Consider the following 22,871-nt stretch of genomic DNA (forward strand, 5'->3'; position numbering starts at 1 on the left):
CTATTCCTGATCAAAGGCAAGGCAGCATCAGGGAAATCTGCCACGGTTCTAGTGGAGTTCCCGCACGGCAAATCAATCTAAAGATGCCTCCCAAGGCGAGGGGTGACGGGCTGCTTTCGATCGCAGCCCGTCACGGGAAGGGTGGGAGTGCTATGAGTGGGAGAGAACCTACGCCAACCGACCTTGGAGGCCGTTGAGTCGACACGGAGAAAAATGATTGTGCTGTAGGATGGCCCCACGATTTCGCCACACGCTGGTCCTCTTAACCTGCGCATCAGCATACTTCGGTTATGACGTATAAGAGAGGCACGCTCCAGGCTCAACACTCGGAGACGCAAAGACGTCGACGAGTTCTTTTGGCCTACTAAGCGAGGCGGTCGCGGCAAATATCAATGCGTAAGCCGCGCCTCGTCGCATTGAGTTGACTTTGCGCTCTTCTTAGCGGGTACGGACTCCGGGCGTCTGATTGGGCAAAAGAAGAGCTTAAGGACGAAACCTGATGATGGTCAAACAGCTTGTGCTGCCATAGGCGTGCTGTTGTCTGTGCCGCGCGAACGCGAAAAGCGCGATCAAATCGGAACGTGGCGGCGAGAGAAGACTAACAGGAAAGACCACATCAAACTCAACCGGGTGTCGGAATACCGATGCTTACGGCATTGCGTGCATGAGGCCTCAAAATGACGCCGGTCTCGACATGTGTCCGCCGAAAATCGCAAAAAAGGAATTGACAGATTGTCGGACAAAAATTTTACTATATCGCCCGCGCATTGCTTGTTCGCGGGAGACGCAGCGACGGACCGGGAGTTATAAGTGCTAAACTTGGCCAAAAATGCACAAATTGTCGACCTTCTTAATCTGCCGGAAGCGGCGACCGGCGCGTGATACAAGCGTCTCTGACTCACAAGGCGTGTCATACTCCATCGACCGAGGTACTGGTTGAACGTGACAGTGACGCCAACATTTCTCCTGGGGAAAAAGTCTGTGTCTTGATAGGCGCGTCAAATCCTGTTGGTCTTTGTTTGGCGCGCTCATTTATAGAAAAAGGCTATCGGGTCGCCGTAGGCGACGCCAATCCCGCCGACTTCGCCTCCCTGGCTGAAGGCCAGGGAAACAATTTTTTACCGGTCAAAGTCAACCCGAACAGAGACGTTTACGTCAACTCAATGGCTGACCAGGTGTATTTGCGCTGGAGACGGGTCGACGTTCTGGTGAACATAGTTTTCCGCAGAAATGAAACAACCCAAACTGTAACGGGATCGCTATCCAGCGCGAATCTGGGGCTTGATGCCGTATCCAATCTAATCAGAGTTACAGGTGCCTTTAGCTCTCGACTTCAGGGCGCGGAGCTTGCCGTAGTGGACGTCGCATGGTTCGAAGAGACGACCTCGCTGGAAGCAGAAGCCGTCCTTCAAGCGGCGTTGCGCACTACTACCTCCGCAATTGCTAGGCAATATTTCGGTTCCGGGCTGAGGATAAATGCTGTACACGCCAGCGATGTGAACTCTACGTCTTCAAGCGAAAATGACGTGCTTCGAACAGTGATCCACGCCGTGCAATTCCTGGCGAATTCGGAACTGTCCGGAAAGCTGACAGGGAACGTGCTGGAGATCGATCCTCGGTGCAGATAGATCCACTCCCACGTTCTGATCCGGCAAATCTGCAGGTATTAACCTTCCGTTAAGTTTCTCGAAAGACGCAATGGGTAAGAGGTCAAATCCTAACAACACGTAAAAAAGTTTCGATTGTTTTAGTGAAACTCTTATCCATGTTCGTTCAGGCTCAAACATTACTATTCCAAAAGCGAGGCCCCAGCACCGTTTGAGCCCTTTGGAGGTAAGTATGTTCGTCGATCGCCTGTTATCCACCTTTACCATAAGAGCAAAGGTGTTATTGGTACTTGTACCCTTGATCCTGATATTGGCGGCAGTTGGTGGGGTCGGCTTAAAAGCAACTGGCTTGCTTCAGTCTCGTCTTCGGCTTTCAAATGAGGTTCTTCAGACCTTGAGCGGGTTTCGAAGTGTCGCGGAAAGCATGAACCGCTTTTTGGCGCAAAGCTCAACGGAGTACCGAGATGAGGCGCTGACAAGTTTAAACGGGCAGAGCGCAACCATGCAGTCGCTCCAGGAAGCGGCGGCAGGTAGCGGGAGCGAAACTGGTGCGCTCGAAAACAGTGTATCGGCAATGTCCGTTATCTCGGGCAGCATCGGCCGCATGTGGTCTTTGCATAATGACGAGGAATCCGTTCGCAGCGACATTGTTTCCAACTTGTCGAAGATCAAGGAGGTCGGAGGCGCCCTTAAATTGGCTGCGGTTGATGTGCGCTCACAAGTACGCAATCAGGAGAACTCCGGGAAAACCATGCTCCGGGAGGCTACCCGCTCACTCGATACGGCATCAGTTATGCAACACATGGCGGAAGACTTGGTGAGCTTGCCGGACGGAGCGAAGCAGCCTCCGACTGTCGCCCAGCAAGGGCTTGTGATCAAAAAGTCGCTAAAAACAGTTAAGCGGGTAGTCTCGACTGCTGACGAGCAGGCCGTTACTAAAATTGAGAGGACTATCGCCAAGCTAATCGCCAACCCCGAATTTGTCGACCCTTCCACACGGCTTGCCGGCTCTGACCTACAGAGCTTTGCGACGAACCTGCGAGTGGATGCGATCCAGCACATGATTGAAGGAACAAATGCGATCCGGGCGTTGGATAAAGCGTTGACGGATTCCGAAATGCTTGTTGCGACGGCGACAACGATCGGCCAGGACGCCGATTCGATCGAAATCGAAATCAATAACCTGTTCCGTACAGCCAACGCAGAGAATCAGCAGCGCCTCGTTGAGCAACTTACAAAATTGGCGCGTGACACCGTGGCAGTTGGAGGCGTTGCCAGCTCGATATCTGGCTTCGATAAAATGCAGGAAGATCTATTCGCCCAGGTGGATTCTATCCAAGAGAACACAGAGAAGCTGGTCAAGATAGCGGAAGCCCGCCAAGCGCAATATTCTGAGGCGGACAAAACCGGTCAGGAGATCTGGAAAAACCTCGTAACTTTTGCAGCAACTCAGGAAAACGATGCTCGCAATGAAAGCAATCTTGCCCGCTTGCTGTCAACTATCGCCACAGTGTCCGGCGTCTTGGTAGCCTTGGCGGCTGGCGCCGGCCTGATGGCGACACTTCGCGCCCCGATCGAACGGATCGCGAAGCGCATGCAAGAGCTGGCAAAGGGCGATCTTCGATCGCAGATTGTCGGACGTGACCGGAGAGACGAAATAGGTGAAATGGCTCGCGCACTCGAGGTTTTCCGTGAAAATGCTGTCTCGAAGATGGACATCGAGACACGAACGGAAGCCGATAGGAAAACCGTTGAACAGGAGCGGATGGATCGTGAACGCGAACGCGCTCAGATGGAGGAGGAGGTCGCAACTGCCGTCACCATTCTAGGAGAGGCGTTATCTCGATTGGCGCGTGGCGACATCTCTCAAGAAATTGACCGCCAATTCCATCCCAATCTTGAGCCGCTGAGGCGCGATTTCAATCACTCGCTTTCGATCCTGAGAGAGACAGTGTCTCATATCGACGAGAATACCAATCAAATTCAATGGGGAACCAGCGAGCTTTTCAAAGCCTCAGATGATCTGTCGCGGCGAACTGAATTGCAAGCCGCCTCACTGGAGGAGGCTGCGGCCGCCGTCGAACAGGTGACGGTCACGGTCAGAAAATCATCCGAGAATGCCTATGAAACCCAGGCTTTCGTGTCCGTTGTTAAAGAACACGCCGAGGGTGCGGCAACCATTGTGACCGATGCGATCAACGCAATGGGCAGAATAGAAGACGCGTCCCACAAGATCGGCCAAATCATTGGTTTGATCGATACGATTGCGTTCCAGACAAATCTTTTGGCACTAAATGCTGGTGTCGAGGCGGCTCGTGCTGGAGATGCCGGAAAGGGTTTTGCAGTCGTAGCCCAGGAAGTGCGCGAACTTGCCCAGAAATCATCAGCTGCAGCCCGCGAGATTCGCCACCTGATTTCGGAATCCTCTTCGGAGGTGGCGATCGGCTCAGATTACGTGGGGAAAGCAGGTGAGGCGTTACACAACATAACGGCGTCGATCTTGAAGATTTCCGATCGGATTGATCAAATCGTCAATTCGAGCCGCGAGCAAGCGGCGTCCCTCGCCGAGATCAACAATAACGTCAATGTACTTGACCAGGGAACACAACAAAACGCTGCCATGGCCGAGCAGACAAATGCCGCGGCAAAGACTCTCTCGGATCAGACTAACGAACTCAGCGAGCGGCTCGCTTCATTCAAATTGACCGAAGATAAGTCGACGCGTCGGGTTAGGTTAGTGGCGTAAGCTACGCATCGAACGGGACTGCCACGCGTCGGATGGCCACTGTGATAGCGGCGTTCTACTGAAGGGAAATCCGCTTACGGAAGCGAAATCCGGCCTTAGGCTCTTGGTCTCCCTTTCGCCGCCCGTCTGACTGTAAAAAACCCACCTAGAGCCGATCAACCTTCAAGAGATCAACTGCTTTGCAATGCTCAGAGACACGAGAGGTATCAAATCCGTGCGCATACGTGAAATTACAAGAGCCATTATTCTAATCACCGGCTTGGTGATCCCTTCTGTAGCGGCCGCCGGTGGCCTTACGGAATTGCCGCGGGAGGAACGAAAAACCTACGAGTTGCTCGATCCAAAGTTGCCTACAGGTGAATCTGTCTTCCGCACGTTTAAGGCACAGCGAGCACCGCCGTGGAAAATTGGGTACGCATCGACATATGCTGACAATTCTTGGCGTGCGAGTATTCTTGATGAGTTCACAAACAAGATTGTTCCAGCTTTCAAGAAAGCGGGGCTGGTCTCCGAGTTCATCGTCACCCAGTCAAATCTTGAAGACGCTGTCCAGATCAGGCAGATGCGGCAGATGGTAGACGACGGCGTTGATGCAATTATTATCTGCTGTTCGAACCTCACGGCGCTTAATCCTACGATAGAGTATGCGTATTCAAAAGGAGTGCCTGTGTTCTCGTACTCTGGTTACGTAACATCGCCGTTCGCCGTCAACGCAACTGAGAACAACATGCAAGGCGGGTTTGAGGCGGCGAAGTGGCTCGCTGAAGAAATCGAAGGAAGTGGCAATGTGCTTCTCGTTTCGGGGATCTCCGGCTTTGCCTCCTCGGACAGCTTTGACGTCGGCGCAAAGAAGGCTCTGGAGTATTATCCCGAGATAAAGATCGTAGGTCATGTCGACGGGAAGTGGACAGACAAGGTCGCGCAGGCCGAGGTGCAAAAATTCCTTGCAGCGAATCCCGGTCGAATTGATGGTATTATCGTTCAGTCGGGAGCTGAGAATGGTGTTATCAACGCGGTGCGCCAGTCCGGGCGCGACATGATCCCAATCGTTCTAGGGGGCGAAGCTTCGGCAGCCTGTTACTGGCGACGGAACCCCGACTTCGTAAGCAAGAGTTTTCATTTCTGGCCGCCGCGCTCTGAGGCGGGTTTCGTATGGGACGTAATGATGCGAACTCTTGAGGGACAGGGCCCCAAAATTCAGACAATCCTGCGGCCAGCAATTCCCAGTACCATAGAGGATGTAATGGCGGATTTGCCAGCTGATTGCGATCCTAACTCTGAGGATTGGATCGAGCCGAAGAATACAGCTTGGTGGTCTGCCAGCGCTGCTGCTAAATATTTCGATAACCCAGCGGATCCGCTCTCCTGGAAGCCGGCCGATTGAAGATCGCATGCGGGGTCTGTGTGGAATGCGGTGCCTTCATGATCGGCTCTCGTGCAAGGTAGGCTGCGCTAAGGAATGACAGTTCAAATTGGGAAATGCCCGGGTCGCCTCAGGAGACATGAGACAAGCGATCCGGTTCCAACGAACATATTTGCTCCGCGGTAGCATTCTTCCTCCGGCCCTCCTCTCGCCAAACGGGACAACATACTCATTGCGCCTTTCAATCTACGTGCTGCCGCGAAGGTTGTTGCTTCGAATGTGAAAGCAAAGTTCATTTCCGACCGCACTATCCGGCTCAGGCCGACGCGCGGTTCGACGCCTTACTGACATATCTGCATCAATTTGTTGCTCGAATGATTTGGGTGGCGTTCCCGGAATTCCTGATCGGATGGATGATGCATCTGTCTTGGCCCTCGGTAAGGAGCTTCACGATGAATTCGACTTTACAACCGCTTTGGCAACGCTCCTTTTTTCAGAAAAGGCGCAATCGCCGGAGAGACGAAGCGCTGCATCATGATACCTCAGCCGACCGAGGAGCGCTGCTTGAAGCATTGATCGGCGTGTTGCCCCTCCCAATTTTCTTCAAAGATCTGCACGGTCGCTATGTCGGTTGCAACAAGGTTTTCGAAGATCTCCTCGGTCGCTCGCGCGACGAGATCATCGGGAATACAGATTTTGATCTCAGTTCAACGCAACTGGCGGAAATTTATTCTATTGAAGAGAAAGGCCTTCTTGAAAGGGGTGGAGCCCAAGTCTCCGAGCGTAAGATCGCTCTCGCAAACGGCGCCATCCTGGATGTTGTCTGCAACAAGGCAGTTTTCAGAGGTCACGACGACGAGCCCGCGGGTCTGATTGGCGTTATCATCGACATAACCGAACACAAGTTGGCGGAGCAGGAACTCAAAAACGCTCTCGAACTAGCCCAAGGGATCGTCACCGCTATTCCAGACGTTCTGTTTGAGGTCGACGAGGATGGGCGATATCTTCAGGTCTGGACCAGAAATCCCGAACTACTAGCCCAGCAGCGGGAAATGCTACTGGGTAGGACGGTCGACCAAGTTCTTGCGCCTGATCAAGCGGCTATTGCAATGGAGGCGCTTCGAACTGCAAGCAGTGAAGGAGTTGCCTACGGTCGATGCATTAGCGTATCCTTGCCAAACGGCGAGACCCGATGGTTCGAGTTGTCGGTGGCTAGACGACCAAGCGCCGATCCTGACGCCGCCACCACGCTCCTGGCATTTTCGCGTGATGTCACGGAACGAAGGCAGGCGGAAGACGCCATCAACTCCGTGCGGACGCAATTGCTAAGTGTGCTGCAAACCATTCCTGACATGGTTTGGGTAAAGAATGTCGATGGCGTACACCTGTTGTGCAATCATGCATTTGAGCGGCTGACCGGGAAATCGGAGGCGGAGGTCGTTGGAAAAACGGACCTTGAATTGTTCGGGGCTGAGAGAGCTCACATTTCCGGAAAATCTGATGAGGCCACGATCGAAGCCGGTGGCATACTTATCGACGAGAATTGGGTGGTTTCCCCGGAGAACGGTCAGTCCATTCTTCTCGAAACACGTAAACTTGCGGTCCTCGGCGCCGGGGGAGAGGTTACAGGAGTCCTCGGGGTCTCTCGCGATGTCACGGAACTGAACGCCTCGCGGGAAAAAATCAGGCAAATGGCCTTTTACGATCCGGTGACTTCTTTGCCGAACCGCTTGCTGTTTAACGAGCGATTGCAAAAGGTCGTCAGTGACGCGTCGTCTCAACGTCGGCGGACAGGGGTAATGCTGATTGACATCGACCATTTCAAAGTCGTGAACGATACGATGGGTCACCCTGTGGGTGATCAACTACTCTGCCAGGTCGCTACCCGGCTTAAGAAATCTGTCCGCGATCTCGACACGGTTGCGCGTCTCGGCGGCGACGAGTTCGCGATTCTGTTGCCGGAAATCCAGACAACCGACGATCTCGATTGGGTTGCGTGCTCGATCCTCGAGAGATTCAAGGAATCTTTCCTATTGGATGGCAAGGAAGTCTACGTGTCATGCAGTGTAGGCATCGCGATCTCGCCCGACGACAGCACAGATGTCAACGATCTGGTGAAATACGCCGACTCTGCGATGTATCTTGCCAAACGCTCGGGGAGAAACAGTTTTCGCTTTTATTCGAAGGATTTGACTGTGGGCGTGGAGGAGCGCATGCAGTTGGAATCTGAATTGCGCCGCGCTATCGAGCGCGAAGAATTGGAGCTGCACTACCAGCCCAAGGTGCTTCTGGACAGCGGCGTAATGATAGGATCGGAAGCGTTGTTGAGATGGCCTCATCCCGAGATGGGCATGATTCCGCCGGTTCGATTCATTCCGGTCGCTGAGGATACCGGGCTGATCGTTGAACTCGGGCGATGGGTGCTGCGTGAAGCGTGCAAGACGGCGAAGGAGCTGAACGCCGATTGCCACCACCTGCACAAGATTGCAGTCAACCTTTCGGGTAAGCAATTCCAATGCTCACGGTTGGTAAACGAGATCGCTGCAATCCTCGGTGAAACCGGTTGCCGCGCGGAATGGATCGAAATCGAAATCACGGAGAGTCTGCTTCTCGATCGGAAGGGCGAGACCCTGCAGACGCTTCTTAAGCTGCGTCAAATGGGATTTTCGATTGCTATCGATGATTTTGGCACCGGTTACTCGGCGCTCAACTATCTAGCCCGCTTCCCGATCGACACGCTGAAGATCGATCGGTCATTCATAAATAGCTCGGACAAAAGGAACGAAGAATTGGTCAAAGCGATTCTGTCCATTGCACAATGTCTTGGGCAGGACGTGGTGGCGGAAGGTGTTGAGACCGCCGAGCAGGCAGCATTTCTCGCAGCGAACGGATGCGGTTCGGCGCAAGGCTTCTTTTACAGCAAGGCCCTGCCGAAGATGGAATTGATCGCTCTTTGGGTGCGCGCGTCCGCCACCGGCTTCGTTTCAGATCGTTACGCCGCTTCGCGATGATGAGCGCGAATAAGGGAAAATGTCACCTGTCTGATGGACGGTGATGCGGTGCGCGCTGTGAGACAACTCAACTTGAGCCTCGTCAATCTCTGAATGTCTGCGGTTTTTCGCGGAACAGGGGGCAACGCTGGGTCAACGACCATGCGTTGTGCGGCCCCGCGAGCCGCATTCTCGAATGCTCTGCTCCTACTGCGCGGCATTCGGTAGGCCGGGGAAAACGCGGTACACCGGCTCCTAAAGCAAGGCAGTCGCTCTCGATATGGCTTTCTTCAAAAATATTTGACAGATTATCATACAATCTGCCAAAAATGTCGCCAAGCACCTGATGGGAGGAAAATCAGTGTCTCTTAGTATGCATCACCTGGCCAAGCTTCCGTATTTTTATCCGTTCGAATTTGGCGATGGAAAAATCACGGTACTGTCCGACGGGCCGTTAGAGCTAGGAGATCCTCGCCTGAACTTCTTGGGGGTAGAGCCACGCACGGTCAGCCTGATGCTAGAGGACAATTTCCTGCCAACGAACAAAGTTGTACTCGAGCAAAACGTGCCGCTTGTTGAGATAAATGGAAGAACAATTCTATTTGATACCGGGATGGGGTCTTCCAAAGCTTTCGGGCCCACCACAGGTCGACTCCTAGCCAGCCTGAGAGAGGCAGGTCGAGATCCGACGGAGATCGATGCGGTGGTTCTGTCGCACGCCCATATCGATCATATCGGCGGTCTGTGCGATGCCAATGGAAGGTTAAATTTCCCGAACGCCGACATCTTCATCAGTGAGCGAGACTTCACGGACTGGACGGACGGGTCGTCGATCGATTCTTCATTTCAATTTCAAATCGATAACGCTCGGCGAAACCTGCTTCCCCACAAGGATCGGACCTTCTTTTTCAAAGACGGCGAGGAGTTCTTGCCGGGCGTTCACGCGATTTCGGCCCCCGGCCACACGCTCGGTCATCATTGTTTTATGCTGCAGTCGGGAAACGATCGCCTCTGTTTTCTCGGCGACCTTACGCACCATCATATCCTGTTGATGGAGAGGCCGATGATGGAATTCCGATACGACACGGACCCGAAGCTGTCAGCTAGATCCCGCACGCGCGTGCTTGATATGCTGGCGACAGATCGCATTGCGGTAATGTCCTATCACTTCGCATGGCCAGGTGCCGGGCATGTGGTGCGAAACGGAGACGGATTCCGCTATATCCCCTCTCCAATGCAGTTGCTTGCACATCGATAAGGAATTTCAAAGATGCAGATGCGTTCGGTAATCCTCAGGGAGTCGGGTCTGCCGAAGCCCTATTCAAATTCGAAACCTCTTAAGATTGAGCTTGTGGAACTGACGCCGCCTGGCCCCATGGAGGTGTTGGTCAAGATCAAGGCTGCCGGTGTCTGCCACTCTGACCTGTCCGCAATCAATGGGGACAGACCGCGTCCGCTTCCAGTCGCTCTAGGCCATGAGGCATCTGGCGTCGTCGCAGCAATCGGACCGAGTGTCGAGAAGGTTGAGGTTGGTGACCATGTAGTCATGTCATTTCTGCCGGTTTGTGGCCATTGCTCATATTGCGCTGAAGGCCGCGCCAGCCTCTGCGAACCGGGCTACCAGGCCAATGCTGCAGGAACGCTTCTATCCGGCGGCAAGCACATCCGTTTGAGAGGATACGAAATTAACCACCATAGCGGCGTTTCTGCGTTTTCCGAATATGCTGTCGTGTCGGCGAGCTCGGTAGTCAAAGTGACCAAAGATATCGATTTGGCGACAGCTGCTCTCTTCGGCTGTGCCGTTATGACCGGCGTTGGAGCTGTGATGAACACGTGTGGGGTCCGCCCAGGCCGTAGTGTGGCGGTAATCGGGCTCGGCGGCGTAGGCCTTTCGGCGATACTTGGCGCTGTTGCGAGCGGTGCAAGCGATATCGTGGCGATCGACCTAATCCAAGCGAAGCTGGATCTTGCCAAGGAGCTGGGAGCGACGAAGACTTTTTTGGCCACCTCGCCGAATATTGTTGCCCAAGTAAAAGGCGCGACAAGCGGCGGGGTAGACTACGCGATAGAGATGGCTGGATCCAAAAAGGCATTCGAGCTTGCATATGAGATTACCCGGCGCGGAGGGATGACCGCTACGGCCGGACTGGCCAGCGCAAATTCCCGTTTCGAGGTTTCGCCCTTGCCGTTGGTCGGAGAGGAGAGAACGATCAAGGGCAGCTATATGGGTTCCTGCGTGCCATCGCGCGACATACCCCGCTATATCGACCTTTACCTCAAAGGTAAGCTGCCAGTGGACAAATTGCTGTCGAGCACTGGCCCCCTTGATGAGATCAATGAGGTTTTCGACCGTCTTGACAGGGCCGAGATCAATCGACACCTAGTCTTGATGGACTGATGGCGGGGAGAATTCTCTTGAACGAGTGGACAGTGCTCGCCATCCATTACGGCACCGCGCAAAGACCAGTAAGTGACCTGATACTAGAGACGAATGACATTCATGATCGTCCATCACAAATCGACTACTTCGTGTGGCTGATCCGTCTCGAGGACCGATTAATTCTTGTTGACACTGGTTTCGAAGCCGGAGAGGGCGCGGCCAGAGGGCGGACCCTCTTGATCCATCCGGTGGCAGCACTGAGCAGCCTTGGCATCAAATCCAGCGAAATTACTGATGTCGTTGTGACACACCTGCACTACGATCACGCCGGAAACCTCCCGGCCTTTCCTAACGCCACTTTTCACATTCAGGATCGGGAGATGGCGTATGGAACGGGGCGGTGTATGTGCCATGAGCGAATGCGTCGGCCTTTTGCTACAGAAGGTGTCGTCGACGCGGTCCGGCTCGTTTTTCAGTCACGGGTACGGTTCCATGATGGGGATGGGGAAATTGTTCCTGGATGCAGGGTGCATCTGGTTGGCGGTCACTCGAAAGGTTTGCAAGTTGTTACGGTGGCAACAGGCGGCGCTTTGCTGGTTATCGCTTCCGACGCGCTTCATTTCCAGCACTATCTTGAAAATGACGGCGCGTTTCCCCTGTTTGCAGATTACCTAGAGGTCATCGAGGGTTACAACAAGCTCCGCGTCCTTGCCGGAGCAAACGGACTCATCATTCCGGGTCATGACCCTGAGGTGCTACAGAAATTTTCTCCCCTTGCGCCAGACCTCCAGTTCGCTAGAGTTCTCCTGTGACCCACAATAAACCGATTGAAATTTTTTGCTGTTTGCAGACAATCGGGTTGTCCTACGAAACGCTCCGGCAGTATATTGATTCTGTGCGTCACTAGAAATTTCATCGAAGGTTTGTTGTGAATGGGAACGATCGACCTCCAGATTAGACGTCAAAACGCCTCTCTTCGAATCCTTGTTGAGGATAAGCTCCGGCAGGCTATTTCAAGTGGCCGTTTCAAGCCCGGGCAGCGGCTGGTGGAGCGCGAGTTGTGCGAACTTATCGGGGTTGGCCGAACTTCAGTTCGCGAGGCGCTACGCCAGTTAGAAGCTGAAGGGCTTATTACTAGCTATCCGCATCGGGGGCCGGTTGTCAGCACTATCAGCTACGAGGAGGCTAGGCAGCTTTATAGTGTACGCGCGCTGCTTGAAAGCTTTGCCGGCCAGGAGTTCGCCGAGAACGGTTCGAATGAAGAGATCGTTGCTCTCCTCGAGACCGTGGAAGCGTTCGAAGCCGCAGCCAAGAGCGGTTCCGGAACGCGGATCATCGAAGCCAAGACCGCTTTTTACGATTGTTTGATGACCGGCAGCAAGAACGTGTTTGTGAAGCAAATGCTCACGTCGTTGCACAACCGGGTCACATTGTTGCGGATGACATCGATGACCCAGCCAGGGCGGCTGCAGAACAGCGTTTTCGAAATAAGAGAGATTGCGGCCGCTATTGCGTTGCGTGATGGCGACAGGGCAGCCGCGCTTTGCAAGCGCCATATCGAAATCGCGGCTAAGGTGGCGTTGGACTACTTGAGCAAGAACCCCGTCGAAACCTCCGAGTAGTTCCACAAAACGAAGTTCAGGCGACGGCTAAGGTTGACAGATTGTCTGAAAATCTGCTTACCTCTCTTATGGGAGGTGAGACACAGGAAGTGCGGCTTCCCAACAACATCATTTTGTTAGGGAGGACGTATGGGCGCCCATGCCGAGCTGATTAAACGCGTAACCCTGGCGATCGAAGATCCGGAGCTACCGCGACTGACCCCAGGTCTTACAACACGGATCTCGTTGCAAGTTGGACCAGAAAAGTCATCACTTGCTGTGGGAGGCGGGATAGTCGCACTGGACGGCGCGGACGAAAATGCTGACGTCATACTGAGTGCCCCAGAAGGAGCTTGGGAAAAGGTTATGCAGGTGCCGCCGCCGGCAACCTACCATTCGTTCACCGCCTTTCAACTCGCTAACCCTGAGTTCACGTTATCTGGTTCGCCCGTAGCAATCGCTCAAGCGCGTCCCGCTCTGGAGCGACTGTTCGAAATCGTCGTAGCGTCTCCGCCCCTAGTTGCGCCGAAGGTCGATCGAAATATTGAACAGGTCACCGGACGCTATAAGCGGGTAGAGGTCGGCGGCGTAGAACACGATATCTTTTACGAGGAAGCCGGTGCAGGAACTCCTATCCTTTTCCTCCATACGGCTGGCGCAGACGGCCGTCAGTTTCTACCGCAACTCTCCGACACTGGGTTTGCGCGTACGAACCGATTGATCTCAGTTGATCTGCCGTTTCACGGACGTTCGATGCCTCCTTTAACTTGGGACGGCTCGCCCTATCAACTCACAACGGATCTCTACCTGACCTGGTGCACGGCGATACTCGACCAGCTCGTCGGAGACAGAGCTATCGTCGTTGGAGGATCTATGGGCGCGGCGATGTGCATGGTGCTGGCGGCGGAGCGACCGGAACGTCTAATGGGTGTAATTGCGGTCGAGCCGCCGTTGAAGTCAAAGGGCCGTCGCAACCCCTTTCAACACAACGTCAACGTTCATGGGTCGCTTCATAACTCAGCCTATGTCCGCGGAATCATGAGCCCGCTCAGCCCGCAAGAAGAGCGACGCCGCGCCAGTTGGATCTACTCGCAGGGTGCTCCTGGAGTTTATCCCGGCGATCTTTCGTTCTACAGCGACGAGTTCGACGGTGCCGTCGTCGGTCCGAAGATTGATGCCAAGCGAACACCGACCGTTCTTCTCTCCGGGACCTATGACTACTCTGCGACGCCTGCAGACGGAGCAGCGTTAGCGGCCCTCATTCCTGGCAGCCGTCATGTCGTTATGGAGGGGCTTGGGCACTTTCCGATGTGCGAAAATCCTGACTATTTCCGGAGCTTCTTGCAAGACGCTATTCGGTTCGTCGAAGATAACGGCTGATCACAAAGCAACCGCGTTGGCCATTTACCGATCGTGTCCCAGTACGTGGCGTAGGTGACGGTAGGGAGTAAAGCCGAGCGCCCGCGCGCTTCTCGTTGCGCTGTAGCGGGTGATCGGCTTTGCGGGCGGCCATCAGTGTTTTCCGCTAGGGTCGGGTTGTTCAAGACCAACCTGACGGAAAGATCACCGATGACCAATGACATGATGAACGTGCGTTCGCTTGTTGAGAAGAGTGCCGATGCAGATTTGTTGCGTGAGATGATCGGTCTTGCTGCCGAGCGGCTGATGGAGTTGGAGGTCGGCTCGGCCACGGGTGCTGACTTCGGTGTGAAGAACCCGATGCGGCTCACTCAACGCAATGGCTACCGTGACCGCGATTGGGAGACGCGGGCTGGCACCGTCGAGCTTCGCATTCCGAAGCTGCGCAAGGGCAGCTACTTTCCGAGCTTCCTTGAACCGCGCCGCATGGCAGAGAAAGCTCTGACGGCCGTTATCCAGGAAGCGTATATCCAGGGAATCTCGACTCGTTCTGTCGACGACCTGTGGTGGATGGTGAGCGTACGGTGAGCTGTTTTTGCTGATCGGCCAAATCAGGCGATGTTCTGGCATTAGAACCAGCATTAGTGCTGACATTAATACCAGAACGAAGAGGTTTCATGGCTCGCATAGAGATCATGTCCGGTACCGAGCGCAGACGGCGTTGGTCGGACGAGGCGAAGCTGAGGATACTTGCGGAAGCTGATGAGCCCGGTGCTCGCATTGGCGATGTGGCGCGCCGGCACGACATTCATCCGGGCCAGATCCGCTTGTGGCGGCAATCATTCAACTATGCCGATCGGCCGACGGTGTTCCTCCCGGTGGAAATCACGGAGGAGGTTGGCGTAAGCCAGCCGTCTACCGCAGCAACAAGGCCGACGATCGTTGAGATCTTGCTTCGAAACGGTCGGAGCTTGAAGGTTGCGGTTGACGTTGAGTTGAAGCTGCTTGGCCCGCTCGTCGCTTGCGTGGAGGCGGTATGATCGGCCCATCGGGGAATGTGAGGGTCTATCTGGCCTGCGGAGTGACCGATATGCGGCGTGGCATTGATGGTCTGTCCGCGCTGGTCGAGACGGTCGTGAGGGAGGCACCGGGCTCGGGCGCAATCTTCGGCTTTCGCGGAAAACGCGCGGACCGGATCAAGCTTCTTTGGTGGGATGGCCAGGGGTTCTGTCTGTTCTACAAGATTTTGGAGCGCGGATACTTTCCCTGGCCGACGGCGAAAGAGGGTGTAGCGCACCTGACGCAGGCGCAGCTTTCGATGCTCGTTGAGGGGATCGATTGGCGACGCCCGGCGTGGACTTCCGCTCCCGGCCGAACGGGATAAAAGCTATATTTTGCAGGGGCATGGGAAGCTTAACGCTGGTGCGTCAGAGGCAAATCGGCTAGTTTCGCGGATATGGAAACAGCGCCGCTGGACAGTCAGGACGAGCTCAATACTTTGCGCGCACTCGTCGCGGAACAGGCGGCAAAACTTGAGAGCCAGGAAGCCGAGGTCATCAAGCGAGACTCCATAATCGGGCTTCTTCGCGCGCAACTGGAGCTTCTCCGACATCGGCAACATGGCGCGTCTTCGGAAAAGATCGACAGGAAGATCGAGCAATTCGAGCTGATGTTGGAGGAGATCGAGGCCTCCCGGGCCGAGGCTGAACAGCGCTCCGGGAAAGCTCCCTGCAATTGCCCGACCTGCGGTGGCACTTCGTTCCTGAAGGCGGCCGACAGAGTGGTCCAGGTGCTGGAGCACGTGCCGGCGTCGGTCAAGATTGTCCGGCATGTCGAGAAGCGCATGATCTGCAGGGAATGCGATACGACAGTGGCTGGCGAGATGCCGACCTTGCCGATCGAGCGCGGCAAACCCGGGCCGGGGCTGCTCGCCCACATCATGATCGCCAAATTCGACGATCACATTCCCCTCTACCGCCTGTCAGAGATGTACGACCGGTTGGGGATAGACATCTCCCGATCCGTAATGGCCGACTGGGTCGGCCGGGTATCTGCATTGCTGACACCACTTGTCCTGTTAATCAGGGCCCATATCGCCGCACTCGACCGAATACATACGGACGATACCCCGGTCGATGTTCTCGACCCCGGGCGGGGCAAGACAAAAACCGGCAGGGTCTGGGTCTACGTCTTTGACGGCAGTGGCTATCAATCCGCCACTCCCGCAGCCATTGCCTATTACTACAGCCCCGACCGCAGGGGCGCACATCCGGCTGATCACCTGGCAAGCTTCAGCGGCGTCATGCATGCCGACGGCTACGGGGGTTACAAGAAGCTCTATGGCAACCAGATCATTGAAGCCGCCTGCATGGCGCATGTGCGCCGCAAGTTCCATGATGTGATAAAGCTCAAGCCGTCTCCGATCGCTGAGGAAGCGCTGTCACGCATCGGCGCTCTCTACGATATCGAGAACCGTATCCGAGGCATGTCGGCTGACGAGCGGCGCACCCTGCGCCAACACCATGCCCGGCCTGTTCTGGACGAACTCAAGGCCTGGATCGAGGCGACACTCTCGACTTTGCCTCAGAAGCAGAGGCTGGCCGAGGCGATGCGATATGCCCTGTCGCGATGGGCAGCCTTGAGCGTCTACATCGACGATGGCCGTGTCGAAATCGACAACAACATCGCTGAACGAGCCATGCGTCCGCTTGGAATTGGAAGGAAGAACTGGCTGTTTGCCGGCTCGGACAAGGGCGGCGAGCGCATCGCCAACATCCTCACCATCATCGAGACGGTCAAACTGCAAGGCCATAATCCAGAGGTCTATCTGACGGATGTCCTGACCCGGATCCAGGATCACCCCGAAGACCGAATTGAAGACCTCCTGCCTTGGAACTGAACGCCGGCAAAAGCTCGATGCGAGGCCGCCTGATGGCGCGCTCGAGGTTCATCTACACACTCAGCCAAGTCGCCGGCATGATCGGCGAAAACCTCGAACTGATCGAAGAAGTGACCGCAAACTCGGACAACATCTCCGAAGGCGAACTGGTTTACGTCGGCGATGGCAGTGAAGACGGCACGAAGGGTCTGACCGAGAATGGCATCGAAGAACTTCAAAGCCTACTCGCCGACATCAGGACGTGGGACGGCGGTATCCGCGAGTTCCTCATCGACACACAGTGCGATCCTGAAATAATCGACCGCATCATGGCCGATGAGATGAAACGCGGCCTATAGATTCCATCTCTCGACACCCGAAAATGCGTTCGCCGGACGCTTACGGTGGATGCGACCTATCTCAAGGTCCGGCGTGGCGGCCGCATCGTCTCAGTCGCCGTCATTATCGCGGTCGGCGTCAATAACGACGGTCGGCGCGAGGTCCTGGGTATGGAAGTTGGCACCTCGGAGGCCGAACCGATCTGGACGGAATTCCTGCGCAGGCTAACGCGCCGCGGTCTACGCGGGGTGAAGTTGGTTGTCTCTGATGCACATGAGGGCATCAAGGCTGCCGTTTCCAAGGTTCTCAATGCCACTTGGCAAAGGTGCCGGGTTCACTTCATGAGGAACGTGCTCGCGCATGCTGGAAAGAGCGGCAGGCGGGTCGTATCCGCCTTCATCGCGACGGCCTTTGCCCAGGAGACCCCGGAGGCAGCAAGCCGCACAATGGCGCAGTGTCGCCGATCAAATCAGGCCGAAAGTGCCGAAGCTTGCCACCATCATGGACGACGCTGAAGAGGACGTGCTCGCCTACATGACCTTCCCGAAAGAGCACCGGGCAAAGCTGCACTCGACGAATCCAATTGAGCGTCTCAACGGCGAAATCAAGCGACGCACCGAGGTCGTCGGCATCTTTCCGAACGACGAAGCCATCGTCCGTCTCGTCGGCGCACTGCTGCTCGAACAGAATGACGAATGGGCCGTTCAACGCGCCAAGTATATGACGCTTGAGACCATGGCCCAAATGAGATGAGCCCCAAATCAGCCTGCCCCGCTGTGGCACGCTGATATCCCCTTCCGACCCATGTCGGGAAAGCACGGCCATCAGCCGCGACCTACACCACCTCCCGGGACACGATCGTATCACCTTGTATTCCGGACTAAACTTATGCCGACAGCGTTGCGATAGAGGGCATTCGGAACCAGCATGCGGCTATTCCGGAAGGTCGGCACTCGCATGACGTCATCTGACCGACATCGTGGGGTTATTCGACAAAAATTGCGAAATGTCCTTGATCCAGTTTCCGCTGTTAGATCTAGTTGTCGCCGGCAGTCCTTCTCCTTCTCTATCATATTTGCTGGAGCGTGCCGCAAGTCCGACAAGAGCTGCGCCTAGGCCAACAGCTCTGTGCTGTCATTGACGGGTTAGGAACACGTCAATGATCAACGAGGCTGGAGCCTTATACCCGGTGTTCCTGCCTCAAATGTAAGGGCATGACGAGTGCCGCCCTTTCCTTCACTTGACCAGGTGGTTTCCGATCGAGGAGCCGCCATCGACCGTCAGAATGCTACCGGTCGCGAACCTCGAACGATCGGACGCAAGAAAAAGCATTGCTTCAGCAATCTCTTCAGCTGTCCCCATCCGATCCATGACGGCACGGGCGTTGAAATCGCTGCGAAGCTTCGCGGGGTCCTTCGCTTCGGCGAAGATTTTCGTGAAGTAAGGAGAGTCGATTGTCCCTGGAGCGACCGCGTTGACACGAATTCCCTCTTTCGCATGATCCATGGCCATCGCGCGCGTCAGCGAAGATATTGCTCCTTTCGATGCTACGTAGGCAGTCCTGTCCGCGATTGCTGAGGTTGCGGTGTAGGAAGTCGTATTGATGATCGAACCTCCGCCGTTCCGTCGCATAACAGGAATGACGTACTTTGAGCAAAGGAAGATCCCTTTGACGTTTACGGACATAATCCGGTCCCAAGTTTCTTCAGGAATGGTCACCACATTCCCCGTCGTTCCGAACCCGGCATTATTGACGAGCACGTCGACCCGGCCCCACTTTGCGGTCGTCTTCTCAACCATGCTTTCCGCGTCCTTGGCGGACGAGACGTCGACGCGAACACCGAAAGCCTTCGAGCCGATCTCGTTCGCCACACGAACCGCGGCGTCTTCATTGACATCAGCAACAACCACATAGGCGCCGTTCTTTGCGAAAAGCTCGGCTGTCGCACGACCAATGCCGCTGCCGCCCCCTGTGACGATACAAACTCTTTGATTCAAATCCATCGACCATCTCCTCATTTTTGGGTGCCTTAGAAGACATTTTAGCAGACAATCTGTCAATTGTGAAAATCCAGTTGACAGATTGTCTGCTGATCTGTTTATCTAGGCTCGATCGAATTTGGCCGTGGGAGGACAATATGGCCGATACCAGCACTGAGGCGCAGTTGGCTTTTAAGGCAGCTATGCGTCGGTTCACATCAACCATCTGCTTGATCACGACCGAACTCAACGGGGTCCGTCATGGCATGGCCGCCACCGCGGTCCAGTCGGTTACCGCGGACCCACCAACTGTTCTTGTCTGCATCAACCAATCGGCTTCGGTGAATCAGCCTTTGAAGATCTCCGGGAAGTTCGCCGTGAACATGCTGCATCTTTCACATGCCGATCTTGTGCCGCTGTTCAGTGGGCAATTGAAGGGTGAAGAGCGCTTTCATTACGGCGAGTGGCTGTCTCTCGACGGCATGCCGGTCCTGTCCGATGCGCAGGCGGCGTTTGTCTGCAAGCTAAAAGATGTCGTTCACGTTGGAACGCATGATGTTGTGCTCGGAGAAGTGCTCGAAGCACGGTTCATCGAGTCAATCGCGCCGCTTCTCTACGAAAACGGTCAACTCGTCAGGTCGTCGTCCATCAGTGGATCGGCCGCATAGTAGGTGGCTTTAACCACCAATCACATCACTCATCGAAAGCCCAAGGGCGGCAAGGAGAAAAGCGTGAGCAATATGGCACCCGCAAGAGAAATTCATGGACGTGAAGTCACAGAGCGCTTTGAGCGCGGACTAAAGACCCGGCGCGAAGTCTTGGGGGGGGGCTATGTTGATGCGTCGGTCAGCAAAGCCACCGACTTCAATTGGCCGATGCAAACCCTCGTCACAGAATACTGCTGGGACGCGATTTGGAATCGGCCGGGCCTGGAGCGCAAGCAGCGCAGCATCCTCAATCTCGGGATGATTTCGGCCCTCAATCGTCCGCATGAGCTGAAACTGCATGTTCGCGGAGCAATCAACAACGGTCTTACCAAAGAGGAAATTCGGGAGGTTTTCCTCCAGGTTTCGATTTACTGCGGTGTTCCTGCGGCCATCGACAGCTTCCGCGTGGCAGCGGAAGTTTTCGACGAGATGGGCATCTAGTTATTCAACGCATTTGAGTGGGCTGAGCATCATCCGTTGCCAGCCCGAGGAGGGACTACAGTGACCGCACAAGACGATTTCCGCGCTGCCGGAAACCCAATGTTCAATGATAACAAGCTCAAGCTCGGCGTATTTGGCACGAATTGCTCGAATGCATGCGCGATTACGCTCGCTGAGACAACGTTCGAACCTACCTTCGACCACAACGTCGAGATTGCAAAGAAGCTTGAGGCAGCCGGTTGGGAATGCATGGTGCCGATTGCACGCTGGCGTGGTTTTGGCGGTCCTTCAAACTTCAATGGCGTGAACATGGATACGTTCACCTGGGCGGCCGCTCTCGCGGCGGTCACCACGAAGCTCCAGTTCTTCTCAACGACTCACATTCCGACGCTAAACCCGATTGTTGCAACCAAGATGGCGACAACAATCGATCACATCTCGAAGGGTCGATACGGCCTCAATCTCGTTACCGGCTGGTTCACTCCCGAAATGGAAATGTTCGGAGTTCCTATGATGGAGCACGACACCCGCTATGAATACGCCACTGAATGGATGGATATCGTCGAGACGCTCTGGAAACGCAATGGCGTTACCTTCGAAGGCGAGTTCCTCAAAGTCAAAGACGCCTTCAGTGAACCCAAACCCTACAACAAGGCGGGTCGCCCGCTCCTGATCTGCGCCGGCGCCTCGGGCAAGGGACTGCATTTCACCGCCAAGTTCTGCGACTTCAACTTCGGCTTCATGCAAGACATGGAATCCGGCGCTGCCTGGGTCAAAAAGGTGAAGGACCTGGCGCGTACTGAATATAACCGTGATCTTGGCACATTCACAGCTTGCCCCGTTATCGTTCGCGAAACGGAGAAGGAAGCAAAGGAATACTACGACTACTACGTCAACCAGAAGGGTGACTGGGAGGCATGCGAGAACATCTGTGAAGTTCTGCAGGTGCAATCTCAAAACCATTCTGCCGAAATGTATCAAAAATTCAAGGAACGCTTCGTCGCTGGCTGGGGTGGATACCCGATCGTCGGCAATCCAGAACAAGTCGCCGACAAGCTCGTGGATCTCAGCAATACAGGCGTCAACGGCGCCTTGCTGACAATGGTCGATTACAACGAGGAACTTCCCTTCTTTAACGACCGTGTCATGCCGCTGCTCAAGCAAGCCGGTCTGCGCAACTGAACCAGTCCTCGGGACGGCGATTGCCGTCCCGACACGAACTCTGCCAGATTCTGGCAGGATTTTCGCGGCTGGCGGCCAAAGGGGCCGGCGGTTGAGCGGAACCACAAGGGGAGGAGGCCCTGAATGCTGAAGAAAATCGTTGCAGCGCTTTTTACGCTGTCGAGCCTTTATCACATGAACGGCGTGGCGAAGGCTGACGGCCTCGATTCGTTGCCGCCGGACCAAAAGGCGCTTTACGAGAATATCGATCCCGCCATTCCGCTCGGGGGGACGGTGTACAAAGATTTTGTTCCAAAACGTCCACCGCCGTGGAAAATTGGTTATGCATCCACATATGCCGGTAATACCTGGCGCGCGAACATCCTGGACGAATTCACCAACGTATTGCTTCCGAGATATAAGGAAGCAGGCCTAGTCTCCGATCTAATCGTCACGCAGTCTGACCTCAAAGACGCTGTCCAAATCCAGCAGATGCGGCAGATGGTTGACGACGGTGTTGATGCGATCGTCATTTGCTGCTCGAACATTACCGCACTTAACAAGACCATAGAGTATGCTCATTCGAAAGGCGTGCCAGTCTTCTCAGTCTCGGGCTATGTCACATCACCCTACGCAATCAATGCCACAGAGAATAACACCGACGGTGGCTACAAGGCTGCTGAATGGCTTGCCAAGGAAATCGGTGAAAAAGGCAACGTCCTGATGGTATCGGGCATCCCCGGTTTCGCATCATCGGACAGCTTCGACATCGGCGCGAAGAACGCGTTCGATAAATTCCCCGGTATCAAAATTGTAGGCACGATAGCTGGCAAATGGACCGACCAGGTCGCCCAGGTTGAGGTTCAGAAGTTTCTTGCCACCAATCTTGCTGAGGTTAATGGCATTCTCGTTCAGTCCGCTTCAGAAAACGGTGTCGTGAACGCAGTACAGCAATCCGGCCGCGACATGATGCCTATCGTGCTCGGGGGTGAGGCTTCGGCAGCCTGCTACTGGCGTAAGAACCCTGATTTCATAAGCAAGAGCTTCCATTTCTGGCCGCCGCGGTCTGATGCCCGCCTTGTGTGGGACGTCATGATGCGAACGCTCGAAGGCCAGGGACCAAAGATCCAGTCGATTCTTCGTCCTGCGCTTCCTTACACCATTGATGACGTGAAGGAAGTGCTGAAGGAAGATTGCGATCCCAATTCCACGGATTGGATCGAGCCGAAGAACAACGGCTGGTGGCCTGCAGACGTCGCTGCAAACTACTTCGAACGTCCTGAAGATCCGTTAGCTTGGCGGCCGAAGAAGTAATGAAT

Annotated in this window: 18 protein-coding genes and 2 pseudogenes; 19 read left to right on the forward strand and 1 reads right to left on the reverse strand. The window is 55.0% G+C overall.

From position 1 onward, the window contains the following. Nucleotides 1-986: 986 nt before the first annotated feature. The 15 genes and pseudogenes from QMO82_RS05130 to QMO82_RS05200 all read left to right on the forward strand — a co-directional run. On the forward strand, nucleotides 987-1,628 hold the full coding sequence (locus QMO82_RS05130; RefSeq protein ID WP_010031458.1) for an SDR family oxidoreductase: 642 nt from the start codon (nucleotides 987-989) through the stop codon (nucleotides 1,626-1,628). A 211-nt stretch (nucleotides 1,629-1,839) separates the two neighbouring features. Beyond that, nucleotides 1,840-4,353, forward strand: a complete 2,514-nt coding sequence (locus tag QMO82_RS05135; protein ID WP_008534365.1) for a methyl-accepting chemotaxis protein — start codon at nucleotides 1,840-1,842, stop codon at nucleotides 4,351-4,353. Between the two features lie 184 nt (nucleotides 4,354-4,537). After that, the gene (locus QMO82_RS05140; protein ID WP_008534366.1) at nucleotides 4,538-5,737 is read left to right on the forward strand and encodes an ABC transporter substrate-binding protein; all 1,200 of its coding nucleotides are present in this window, start codon (nucleotides 4,538-4,540) and stop codon (nucleotides 5,735-5,737) included. Between the two features lie 431 nt (nucleotides 5,738-6,168). Beyond that, complete coding sequence (locus QMO82_RS05145; RefSeq protein ID WP_004673285.1) at nucleotides 6,169-8,727, forward strand: EAL domain-containing protein; 2,559 nt, start codon at nucleotides 6,169-6,171, stop codon at nucleotides 8,725-8,727. Between the two features lie 340 nt (nucleotides 8,728-9,067). Then, on the forward strand, nucleotides 9,068-9,964 hold the full coding sequence (locus tag QMO82_RS05150) for an MBL fold metallo-hydrolase (protein ID WP_237350508.1): 897 nt from the start codon (nucleotides 9,068-9,070) through the stop codon (nucleotides 9,962-9,964). 12 nt (nucleotides 9,965-9,976) lie between these two features. Beyond that, on the forward strand, nucleotides 9,977-11,104 hold the full coding sequence (locus QMO82_RS05155) for a zinc-dependent alcohol dehydrogenase family protein (protein ID WP_004673287.1): 1,128 nt from the start codon (nucleotides 9,977-9,979) through the stop codon (nucleotides 11,102-11,104). Beyond that, a complete protein-coding gene (locus tag QMO82_RS05160; RefSeq protein ID WP_018247149.1) occupies nucleotides 11,104-11,898 on the forward strand; it encodes an N-acyl homoserine lactonase family protein in 795 nt (264 codons plus the stop codon). Before QMO82_RS05155 ends, QMO82_RS05160 begins: the two co-directional genes overlap by 1 nt. Nucleotides 11,899-12,018: 120 nt before the next feature. Further along, nucleotides 12,019-12,708, forward strand: a complete 690-nt coding sequence (locus QMO82_RS05165; RefSeq protein WP_004673291.1) for a GntR family transcriptional regulator — start codon at nucleotides 12,019-12,021, stop codon at nucleotides 12,706-12,708. Nucleotides 12,709-12,837: 129 nt separating this feature from the next. After that, nucleotides 12,838-14,067 carry an alpha/beta fold hydrolase gene (locus tag QMO82_RS05170; RefSeq protein WP_008534369.1) on the forward strand — a complete coding sequence of 410 codons (1,230 nt, stop codon included), beginning with the start codon at nucleotides 12,838-12,840 and terminating at the stop codon, nucleotides 14,065-14,067. Between the two features lie 189 nt (nucleotides 14,068-14,256). Next, a pseudogene (locus QMO82_RS05175) lies at nucleotides 14,257-14,610 on the forward strand (transposase); the annotation flags it as partial. Between the two features lie 113 nt (nucleotides 14,611-14,723). After that, on the forward strand, nucleotides 14,724-15,086 hold the full coding sequence (locus QMO82_RS05180) for a transposase (protein WP_029875542.1): 363 nt from the start codon (nucleotides 14,724-14,726) through the stop codon (nucleotides 15,084-15,086). After that, nucleotides 15,083-15,430: an IS66 family insertion sequence element accessory protein TnpB gene (gene tnpB / locus QMO82_RS05185; protein WP_009996986.1), complete on the forward strand. Its 348-nt coding sequence runs from the start codon at nucleotides 15,083-15,085 to the stop codon at nucleotides 15,428-15,430. The genes QMO82_RS05180 and tnpB overlap by 4 nt, the downstream gene beginning before the upstream one ends. A gap of 72 nt (nucleotides 15,431-15,502) precedes the next feature. After that, nucleotides 15,503-16,945: an IS66 family transposase gene (locus QMO82_RS05190; RefSeq protein WP_183610963.1), complete on the forward strand. Its 1,443-nt coding sequence runs from the start codon at nucleotides 15,503-15,505 to the stop codon at nucleotides 16,943-16,945. Nucleotides 16,946-16,977: 32 nt separating this feature from the next. Then, on the forward strand, nucleotides 16,978-17,283 hold the full coding sequence (locus QMO82_RS33770; protein ID WP_009996984.1) for a hypothetical protein: 306 nt from the start codon (nucleotides 16,978-16,980) through the stop codon (nucleotides 17,281-17,283). A 39-nt stretch (nucleotides 17,284-17,322) separates the two neighbouring features. Beyond that, nucleotides 17,323-18,004 (forward strand): annotated as a pseudogene (locus tag QMO82_RS05200) (IS256 family transposase); the annotation flags it as partial. 495 nt (nucleotides 18,005-18,499) lie between these two features. Here QMO82_RS05200 and QMO82_RS05205 read toward each other — a convergent pair. Continuing rightward, nucleotides 18,500-19,267, reverse strand: coding sequence for an SDR family oxidoreductase (locus QMO82_RS05205; RefSeq protein ID WP_004671535.1), 768 nt, complete (start codon nucleotides 19,265-19,267; stop codon nucleotides 18,500-18,502). A 134-nt stretch (nucleotides 19,268-19,401) separates the two neighbouring features. Between QMO82_RS05205 and QMO82_RS05210 the strand changes: the two genes are divergently transcribed. From QMO82_RS05210 to QMO82_RS05225, 4 genes are all read left to right on the forward strand, one after another. Next, nucleotides 19,402-19,911, forward strand: coding sequence for a flavin reductase family protein (locus QMO82_RS05210; protein WP_008534378.1), 510 nt, complete (start codon nucleotides 19,402-19,404; stop codon nucleotides 19,909-19,911). A 72-nt stretch (nucleotides 19,912-19,983) separates the two neighbouring features. Then, a complete protein-coding gene (locus QMO82_RS05215; protein WP_004671531.1) occupies nucleotides 19,984-20,391 on the forward strand; it encodes a carboxymuconolactone decarboxylase family protein in 408 nt (135 codons plus the stop codon). Between the two features lie 60 nt (nucleotides 20,392-20,451). After that, the gene (locus QMO82_RS05220; RefSeq protein WP_011053356.1) at nucleotides 20,452-21,573 is read left to right on the forward strand and encodes an LLM class flavin-dependent oxidoreductase; all 1,122 of its coding nucleotides are present in this window, start codon (nucleotides 20,452-20,454) and stop codon (nucleotides 21,571-21,573) included. Between the two features lie 123 nt (nucleotides 21,574-21,696). Continuing rightward, nucleotides 21,697-22,866, forward strand: coding sequence for an ABC transporter substrate-binding protein (locus tag QMO82_RS05225; protein ID WP_004671529.1), 1,170 nt, complete (start codon nucleotides 21,697-21,699; stop codon nucleotides 22,864-22,866). The last annotated feature ends 5 nt before the right edge of the window (nucleotides 22,867-22,871 follow it).

It is taken from the genome of Rhizobium sp. BT04 (assembly GCF_030053135.1).
Classification (GTDB): Bacteria; Pseudomonadota; Alphaproteobacteria; order Rhizobiales; family Rhizobiaceae; genus Rhizobium; species Rhizobium binxianense.

Coding starts and splice junctions, on each gene's coding strand:
- QMO82_RS05135 (WP_008534365.1), top strand. CDS start 1,840: ATGTTCGTCGATCGCCTGTTATCCACCTTTACCATAAGAGCAAAGGTG.
- QMO82_RS05140 (WP_008534366.1), top strand. CDS start 4,538: ATGCTCAGAGACACGAGAGGTATCAAATCCGTGCGCATACGTGAAATT.
- QMO82_RS05145 (WP_004673285.1), top strand. CDS start 6,169: ATGAATTCGACTTTACAACCGCTTTGGCAACGCTCCTTTTTTCAGAAA.
- QMO82_RS05155 (WP_004673287.1), top strand. CDS start 9,977: ATGCAGATGCGTTCGGTAATCCTCAGGGAGTCGGGTCTGCCGAAGCCC.
- QMO82_RS05160 (WP_018247149.1), top strand. CDS start 11,104: ATGGCGGGGAGAATTCTCTTGAACGAGTGGACAGTGCTCGCCATCCAT.
- QMO82_RS05165 (WP_004673291.1), top strand. CDS start 12,019: ATGGGAACGATCGACCTCCAGATTAGACGTCAAAACGCCTCTCTTCGA.
- QMO82_RS05170 (WP_008534369.1), top strand. CDS start 12,838: ATGGGCGCCCATGCCGAGCTGATTAAACGCGTAACCCTGGCGATCGAA.
- QMO82_RS05180 (WP_029875542.1), top strand. CDS start 14,724: ATGGCTCGCATAGAGATCATGTCCGGTACCGAGCGCAGACGGCGTTGG.
- tnpB (WP_009996986.1), top strand. CDS start 15,083: ATGATCGGCCCATCGGGGAATGTGAGGGTCTATCTGGCCTGCGGAGTG.
- QMO82_RS05190 (WP_183610963.1), top strand. CDS start 15,503: ATGGAAACAGCGCCGCTGGACAGTCAGGACGAGCTCAATACTTTGCGC.
- QMO82_RS33770 (WP_009996984.1), top strand. CDS start 16,978: ATGGCGCGCTCGAGGTTCATCTACACACTCAGCCAAGTCGCCGGCATG.
- QMO82_RS05205 (WP_004671535.1), bottom strand. CDS start 19,267: ATGGATTTGAATCAAAGAGTTTGTATCGTCACAGGGGGCGGCAGCGGC.
- QMO82_RS05210 (WP_008534378.1), top strand. CDS start 19,402: ATGGCCGATACCAGCACTGAGGCGCAGTTGGCTTTTAAGGCAGCTATG.
- QMO82_RS05215 (WP_004671531.1), top strand. CDS start 19,984: ATGGCACCCGCAAGAGAAATTCATGGACGTGAAGTCACAGAGCGCTTT.
- QMO82_RS05225 (WP_004671529.1), top strand. CDS start 21,697: ATGCTGAAGAAAATCGTTGCAGCGCTTTTTACGCTGTCGAGCCTTTAT.